Here is a 7,809-nt window from a genome sequence, read left to right on the forward strand (position 1 = left end):
CTGCTGTTGCTGCGCAGGCGTGACCAGGGGCGGCGGGAGGGGGCGCGTAACGCCTGACCCGCGGTCTCTCACCCTTCGGCGGACGGCGACAGCGGCGGGGGAGCGCGGAAACCGTCCCGCGCTCGCACGTTCCTCAGCCGGACGCCGCGCCCGGTCGCCGACCCCTGAGCCGTCACCGGCCGGCTCCCGGCTCCCGTTCCTCAGCCGGACGCCGCATCCGGTCGCCGACCCCCAAGCCGTCACCGGCCGGCTCCCGGCTCCCACGTTCCTCAGCCGGACGCCGTACCCGGTCGTCGGCCCCTACCATGTGGGCGAAGTCCCGCCCGCCCTCCGGCGAACGAAGGGACTGCGGCCATACCGCAGCCAGCCGCGTCACCGGCCTGCCCGGACAACACACCTAAGCCGTCGCCTGTCGGCTCCCGTCCGTCCCCGGGCCTGGCTCGGCGTCGTCGTCGGACCAGCCGGTGTCCGCGCTGCCCGCCGCCGTGAGCGGCTTGGCGATGTCCTCCAGGGAGCGGCGTTCCGCCTTCACCGCGAGGAGGGCCGCGACCAGGCCCGCCAGGCACATCAGCGTCGCGCCGATCGAGAAGGCGAGGACCGTGTCGCCGACGACACCGGATTCGGTGAGCTTGGCGAAGAGGAGCGGGCCGCTGATGCCGCCCGCTGCCGTGCCGATGGCGTAGAAGAACGCGATCGACATGGCGCGGGTCTCCATGGGGAAGACCTCGGAGACCGTGAGGTAGGCGCTGGACGCGCCGGCCGAGGCGAAGAACAGGACCGCGCACCAGCACGCCGTCATCGTGGTCGCGCTCAGGGAGCCCTGGTCGAAGAGCCAGGCCGTGCCGAAGAGGAGCAGGCCGGACAGGATGTACGTGCCGGAGATCATGATGCGGCGGCCGACCGTGTCGAAGAGCTTGCCGAGGAGCAGCGGGCCGAAGAAGTTGCCGAGTGCGATGACCGCGAAGTAGTAGCCGGTGCTGCCGCTCGGGACGTCGAAGAACGTCGTCAGGATCGCGCCGAAGCCGAAGGTGATCGCGTTGTAGAGGAAAGCCTGGCCGATGAAGAGGGAGAAGCCCAGGACGGCGCGGCGGCGGTAGTCGGAGAAGACCGTGCGGCCGATCTCGATGAAGGAGACGCTGCGGCGCTGGTGGATGGTGATCTCGCCCTCGGGGCGCGGCAGCGGCTCACCCCTCTCCTCCTCGATCTTGCCTTCGATGGAGGAGACGATGCGTTCGGCTTCGTCGTCGCGGCCGTGGATCATCAGCCAGCGAGGGCTTTCGGGGACGTGCCGGCGGACGAGGAGGATGACCAGGGCGAGGACCGCGCCAAGGGCGAAGGTGAGGCGCCAGCCGACGTCCGCCGCGAAGATGTCCGTGTCCAGCGCGACGATCGACAGCAGGGAGCCGAAGACGGCGCCCAGCCAGAAGCTGCCGTTGATCATCAAGTCGGTGCGGCCGCGGTACTCCTTGGGGATCAGCTCGTCGATCGCGGAGTTGATCGCCGCGTACTCGCCGCCGATGCCGAACCCGGTGAGGAAGCGGAAGAGGAAGAACCACCAGGTGTCGAAGGAGATCGCGGTGAGGGCCGTGGCTCCCAGGTAGACCGCCAGGGTGATCATGAAGAGCTTCTTGCGGCCCCACTTGTCGGTCAGGCGGCCCCAGAAGAGGGCGCCCAGGCAGGCGCCCGCCACGTAGAGGGCGGCCGCCATACCGGTGACCTCGCCGGAGGTGATGGGCAGACCGCTGCCCGGTTCCGACAGGCGGCTGGCGATGTTGCCGACGACGGTGACTTCGAGTCCGTCGAGGATCCACACGGTGCCGAGACCGATGACGATCGTCCAGTGCCAGCGCGACCACGGGAGGCGGTCGAGGCGGGCGGGGATGTCGGTCGTCACGGTTCGGCCGGTCTCGGCCTGCGCGGTGGTCATGGGCTCCCTCCTCGGCGAGCGAACCCGAGTCGAGTGCCCTGAGCGCCTTTCCTTACGCCCTGGCCTCACGCCCCCCAGCGCGCGGCCCTACGCCCGCCAACGCCCCGGCCTCACGCCGCCCTACGCCCGCCAACGCGCGGCCGTACGCCCCCAGCACGCGGCCCTACGCCCCCCAGCGCACGGCCTCACGCCCCCAGCGCGCGGGAGACCGTGTAGATCAGGAGGCCGGCCAGGGAGCCGACGACCGTGCCGTTGATGCGGATGAACTGCAGGTCGCGGCCGATGTTGGCCTCGATCTTCTTCGTGGTGTGCTCGGCGTCCCAGCTCGCCACCGTGTCCGTGATCAGGGAGGTGATCTCCTTGCGGTAGGTGGTGACGACGTAGACGGCCGCGTCCTCCACCCACTTGTCGACCTTGTCCTGCACCTTGCGCTCGGCCGCCATGCGCGAGCCCAGCGACAGCAGGGACGCCCGCACGCGCAGCCGCAGTTCGCTGCGCTCGTCCTCCGCGGCGGCGACGATCATGGACCGTACGGCCGTCCAGGCGCTGGCGATGAGGTCCTGGACCTCGCCGCGGCCCAGCACCTCGCCCTTGAGCCGCTCGATGCGGGCCCGGGTGTCGGTGTCGGACTGGAGGTCGGAGGCGAAGTCGGTGAGGAAGCGGTCGAGGGCGCCGCGGGCGGGGTGGCCGGGCATGTCGCGCATCTCGGTGGTGAAGCGCAGCAGCTCCCGGTAGACCCGCTCGCCGACCTTGCGGTCGACGAACTTCGGCGTCCAGCCGGGGGCGCCGCCCTCCACGGCGTCCATCACCTCGTCGCGGTGCAGCACCAGCCAGTCGTGCGCGCGGTTGACGACGAGGTCGACGACCCGTTTGTGACCGCCGTCGGCGACGACCTTCTCCAGCATCTTGCCGATGCCGGGCCCGATCTCCTGGGCGTTCGCGCGGCGGGTGATGGCCTCTCCGACCACGGCCTGGACGTCGGAGTCGCGCAGGACCGTCAGGGCGCCGCGCAGGGCGGTGGACAGCTCGGCGGTGACCCGGTCGGCGTGTTCGGGGACCGCGAGCCAGGCGCCGAGGCGGCTGCCGATGCCGACGGCGTGCAGCCGCTGGCGTACGACGTCCTCGGAGAGGAAGTTCTCGCCGACGAACTCGCCCAGGGAGACGCCGAGCTGGTCCTTCTTGGTGGGGATGATCGCGGTGTGCGGGATGGGGATGCCGAGGGGGTGCCGGAAGAGGGCGGTGACGGCGAACCAGTCGGCGAGCGCGCCGACCATGCCCGCCTCGGCGGCCGCGGCGACATAGCCCGCCCAGGGGCCGGCGCCGGAGTTCTGCGCCCACTTGGCGAGGACGTAGACCAGGGCGACGAACACCAGAAGACCGGTGGCGGTGAGCTTCATCTGCCGCACGCCGCGCTGTTTCTCCTGGTCCGCCGGGCTGAAGGTCGTCATCGCACGGTTCACCGCGCCGCCGGGCCGGGCATGCTGCCCTCCGGTACCGGCGCCCTTTTCTGCTGCTTTCGTCCGTTCCATCCGCTCCACCCGCTCGGTGATCCCGCACACACATTGTCCCTTCCTGACCGACTCCTGGAACGGAACAGGAGTTCCCGGCGTCTGTCGGGAGGGGGTATTGCCACGGGGTCCTGTGAGCTTCCCCCGGGCCCATGACGCATCATGGGCACATCAGATCGGAGCCTTGGGCTCCCATCGCCCGAGGAGAACAACACAGCATGACCCGAGGACGTGGCTACGCCCTCCTGGCCCTGGTCGTCGCAGCGATCGTGGGCCTTTCCACCGCCATATACGTCGGCGTGGCGCCCGACGACGCCCTGCGCAACCGGAACGCCCTCGGCGACGGCCGCGCCCCCCACAACTCCGCCGCACCCGCCTCCACCGGCACCTGGGTCGGCACCTGGTCCACCTCTCCCTCCGCCGCCGAACCCGGCACCGAGACAACCGGCATGGCGGACCGTTCGGTACGCAACGTCGTCCACACCAGCGTCGGCGGTACGGGTGCCCGCGTGACGCTGTCCAATCTCTACGGCCAGTCGCCGCTGAACATCACACGGGCGACGATCGCCGTGTCCGCGGGCAACGGTACGGCGGCGGCACTCGCGGACACCATGCGGCAGCTGACCTTCGGCGGCGGACCCACGGTCGTCATCCCGCCCGGCCGGCAGGTCATGAGCGACGCCGTACGGGTCGTCGTCCCGCACGACGCCGACGTCCTGATCACCACCTACACCCCGACCAGCTCCGGCCCGGTGACCTACCACCGGCACGCCCGGCAGGTCTCCTACATCGCCCAGGGCGACCACACGCAGGACGCGACCGGCACCCCCTACACCGAGCGGACCGGCTCCTGGCGGTACCTGACCGCGCTGGACGTGCTGAGCAACGAGTCCGACGGCACGATCGTCGCCCTCGGCGACTCGCTGACCGACGGCGTCACCTCCACGCCGAACACCAACAGCCGCTGGACCGACGTGCTCGCCGACCGGCTGCGCGCGGAGATCGCGGCCGGACGGGACCTGCCCCGCTACAGCGTCGTCAACCAGGGCATCAGCGGCAACCAGGTCCTCGCCGACGGGCTGGGCCGCCCCGCGGACAACCCCAGCGGGCTGAACCGCTTCGGGCGGGACGTCCTGGAGCGGACGAACGTCAAGGTCGTCGTCATCGACCTCGGCGTCAACGACATCCTGCGCAACCCACGGCTCGCCGACCCGAACGCGATCCTGAACGGCCTGCGCACGATGGTGGGGCAGGCCCACGCCCGCGGGGCGAAGGTCGTCGGCGCGACGCTGATGCCGTTCTACGGGCACCGCGGGTACACGGAGGCCCGGGAGGCGGTCCGCCAGACGATCAACGCGGAGATCCGCGCCGGGCGGGTGTTCGACGCCGTGGCCGACTTCGACCAGGCGCTGCGCGATCCGTACGACCCGCGCCGGCTGCGCGCCGACTACGACTCGGGGGACCATCTGCACCCCAGCGACAAGGGATACGCGCGGATGGCGGAGTCCTTCGACCTGGAGACGCTGAAGGGATCGGCCCCGGCGGAGCTGTAACCCGCCCCGCCCGATCCCGTCCGGTCCCGTCCAACGCCTGTCGCCTGTCGCCTGTCGCCTGTCGCCTGTCCGCGGGCGGCGGGCACACGGACGGAGCCGTAGCCCGTCCCGTCTGATCCCGTCCCGTGCCCGTCGCCTGTCCGCAGGCGGCAGGCGGCAGGCACGCGGCTCGCGGCCCTCAGTACTCCCCGTCCAGCTCCCGCCGCCCCGCCCTGCGCTCCAGCTTCTCCTGGCGGCGCTCCTCGCGGATCCGCAGCTTCTCCGCCCGGGTCAGCTTCCGCTGGACACCCACGCCGCCCCACAGAGCGAAGCCCGTGACGACGACCCGCGGGGCGCCCGGCTCACCCGGCACACCCTCCTCACGGTGGTCGAAGCCGCCCATGACGCCGATGCCGCGCACGACGACCTCGACGCCGGGCGGCACGATCACATCCACCCCGCCCATGATCGCGATCGCGTTGACCTCGACCTCGCGATCCGCGAAGTTCGCCTCGCGCAGGTCGATCTCCCCGCCGCCCCAGAAGGCGAGGCAGGTGAACCGCCGGGGCATCGTCCAGTGCCCCTTGCGCTGGAAGCCCGACATCACGGCCACCGCCCACGAGGAAGACCCCTCGCCGCCGACGATCCGCCCGGACCAGTCGGAGCCGGCCGCCGGTTCCTTCGTCAGGGACACCGCCGGGACCGGCACGCCCGCGGCCGGCAGGTCCCGGGTGATCGGCGCCAGCTCCCCGTACGTCCGTGCCCTGTACGTCGCGTCGAGCCGCTCCTCGAACTCCTCCATGTCGAGGCGGCCCTCCGCGAGGGCGTCCCGCAGGATGCCGGCGACCTGCTCACGGTCGGCGTCGGAGGCGCGGAGGTCCGGGACGGCGTCGTCGGTCATACACAGCAGCCTACGAGTTCACCCCGCCGGGGGCTACGAGATCGCCCGCTCCGCCTGATCCGCGTACATCTTCGCGATCACCGCCTCGATGTCCGGCTCCCGCACCGACAGGTCCACCAGCGGGTAGTCGGCCGCGATCCGCGCCACCAGCGGCGCCGCCGACTCCCCCGCCGGGAACGCCAGCCACTGCCGCGGACCGTCCACCCGGACGACCCGCGCCGGCGGCGGCGCCTCGATCGGAGGCAGTTCCCGCTCCAGGTCCACCACCAGGGTCCGCTCGCTCTCCCCCGCCTCGTGAAGCCCGGTGAGCGGGCCGTCGTACATCAGGCGCCCGTGGTCGATGACCATCACCCGCTTGCACAACTGCTCGATGTCCTGCAGATCGTGCGTGGTCAGCAGCACCGTCGTGCCGCGCTCGGCGTTCAGCTCCCGCAGGAACTCCCGCACCCTGGACTTCGACACCACGTCCAGCCCGATGGTCGGCTCGTCGAGGTACAGCACCTCCGGGTCGTGCAGCAGCGCCGCCACGATGTCGCCGCGCATCCGCTGCCCGAGGGAGAGCTGACGCACCGGCACGTCCAGCAGGTCGCCGAGATCGAGGAGTTCGACCAGACGGTCGAGGTTCTCCCGGTAACGGGCGTCCGGGATCCGGTACATGCGATGCATCAGCCGGTAGGAGGCGAGCAGCGGCAGGTCCCACCACAGCGTCGTGCGCTGCCCGAACACCACGCCGATGCGGTACGCGAGCCGCGTCCGCTCCCGGGAGGGGTCGATGCCGGCCACCCGGAGCCGGCCCGCGCTGGGCGTGAGGATGCCCGTCAGCATCTTGATCGTGGTGGACTTGCCGGCGCCGTTGGGCCCGATGTAGCCGACCATCTCGCCACGCTGCACGCGGAACGAGATCGAGTCGACGGCCCGCACCTGCCGCCGCTCCCGCTTCATGAAGCCGGTCTTCCTGCGCACCTCGAAGACCTTCTCCACACCGTCGAGTTCGATGAACCCGCCCTCCGAGGCGACAGACCCGCTTTTCGAGGGGATGGACCCGCTTTCCGATCCGGTCAACTCAGCTCCCTGTACTCCGGTACGAACGAAGCCCCGTCCGCCACGCCAACCCGGCCAGCACACAGCAGGCCACCGCCACCAGCGGCGAGGCGAACGGCGCCCACCCGGGCAGCCCGACCGGATACGGCCGCCCCAGCACATGGGCGGCCGACACCCAGTTGACGAAGGCCAGCGGCAGCATGAAGGTCACGCCCCGCACCAGGTCCTTGCCGAACACCGTCGGCGGATACTGCAACAGCGTCGTCCCGCCGTAGGTGAACGCGTTCTGCACCTCGGCGGCGTCCTGCGCGTAGATCTGGAAGGCCGCACCCGCCACGAACACCGCCGAGAAGATCGCCGCACCGCTGACCACCATCACCGGCACCAGCAGCACCTTCGGCACGCTCCAGTCGACGTCCACCGACACCAGCGCCCAGCCCAGCACCACCACGCCCTGCGTGATCCGGCCCAAACGGCGCAGCGCGAACCGGTCCGCCCCGACCTGGGCGAGCACCGGCGCCGGACGCACCAACAGGGTGTCGAACGAGCCGTCACGCATCCGGGCACCCAGGACGTCCATCGAGCCGAGCGCCAGATCGGCGATCCCGAACGACGTCGCGGACAGCCCGTAGAGGAAGGCGACCTCGGGCAGCGACCAGCCGCCCAGCGAGTCCACGTGCGAGAACATCAGCAGGATCCCCACGAAGTCCAGGCAGGTCACCGTCAGGTTCCCGAGCACCGTGACGACGAAGGAGGTGCGGTAGGTCATGCTCGACCGGATCCACATCCCGGCGATCAGCCGATAGGCCCGCAGCCCCTCGGCCACGGCCCCACGCTCAGCCACCCTGCACCACCACCCTGCGCGTCGCAGCCGACTGCAGCAGCCGCCCCGCCGCCAGC

Annotated in this window: 6 protein-coding genes; 1 reads left to right on the top strand and 5 read right to left on the bottom strand. The window is 71.1% G+C overall.

The window, feature by feature from the left end; genetic code table 11:
* Nucleotides 1-397: 397 nt before the first annotated feature.
* Both C1J00_RS33815 and C1J00_RS33820 read right to left on the bottom strand, forming a co-directional pair.
* Nucleotides 398-1,927 carry an MFS transporter gene (locus C1J00_RS33815; protein WP_245936607.1) on the bottom strand — a complete coding sequence of 510 codons (1,530 nt, stop codon included), beginning with the start codon at nt 1,925-1,927 and terminating at the stop codon, nt 398-400.
* A 185-nt stretch (nt 1,928-2,112) separates the two neighbouring features.
* On the bottom strand, nt 2,113-3,456 hold the full coding sequence (locus C1J00_RS33820) for a DUF445 domain-containing protein (protein WP_439333457.1): 1,344 nt from the start codon (nt 3,454-3,456) through the stop codon (nt 2,113-2,115).
* Nucleotides 3,457-3,653: 197 nt separating this feature from the next.
* On the opposite strand from C1J00_RS33820, the gene C1J00_RS33825 reads away from it, so the two are divergent.
* Complete coding sequence (locus tag C1J00_RS33825) at nt 3,654-4,988, top strand: SGNH/GDSL hydrolase family protein (RefSeq protein WP_102912785.1); 1,335 nt, start codon at nt 3,654-3,656, stop codon at nt 4,986-4,988.
* A 178-nt stretch (nt 4,989-5,166) separates the two neighbouring features.
* Here C1J00_RS33825 and C1J00_RS33830 read toward each other — a convergent pair whose 3' ends face one another.
* Genes C1J00_RS33830 through C1J00_RS33840 form a run of 3 tightly spaced genes read right to left on the bottom strand, consistent with a single transcriptional unit; the run spans nt 5,167 to nt 7,753 of the window.
* Nucleotides 5,167-5,868: a DUF1707 SHOCT-like domain-containing protein gene (locus C1J00_RS33830; protein WP_102912786.1), complete on the bottom strand. Its 702-nt coding sequence runs from the start codon at nt 5,866-5,868 to the stop codon at nt 5,167-5,169.
* 33 nt (nt 5,869-5,901) lie between these two features.
* Nucleotides 5,902-6,906 (bottom strand): ABC transporter ATP-binding protein, encoded by a 1,005-nt coding sequence (locus C1J00_RS33835; RefSeq protein ID WP_102912788.1) that lies wholly within the window; start codon nt 6,904-6,906, stop codon nt 5,902-5,904.
* 25 nt (nt 6,907-6,931) lie between these two features.
* On the bottom strand, nt 6,932-7,753 hold the full coding sequence (locus tag C1J00_RS33840; protein WP_102912787.1) for an ABC transporter permease: 822 nt from the start codon (nt 7,751-7,753) through the stop codon (nt 6,932-6,934).
* Nucleotides 7,754-7,809 lie beyond the last annotated feature (56 nt).

Source organism: Streptomyces cahuitamycinicus (assembly GCF_002891435.1).
GTDB classification, from domain to species: domain Bacteria; phylum Actinomycetota; class Actinomycetes; order Streptomycetales; family Streptomycetaceae; genus Streptomyces; species Streptomyces cahuitamycinicus.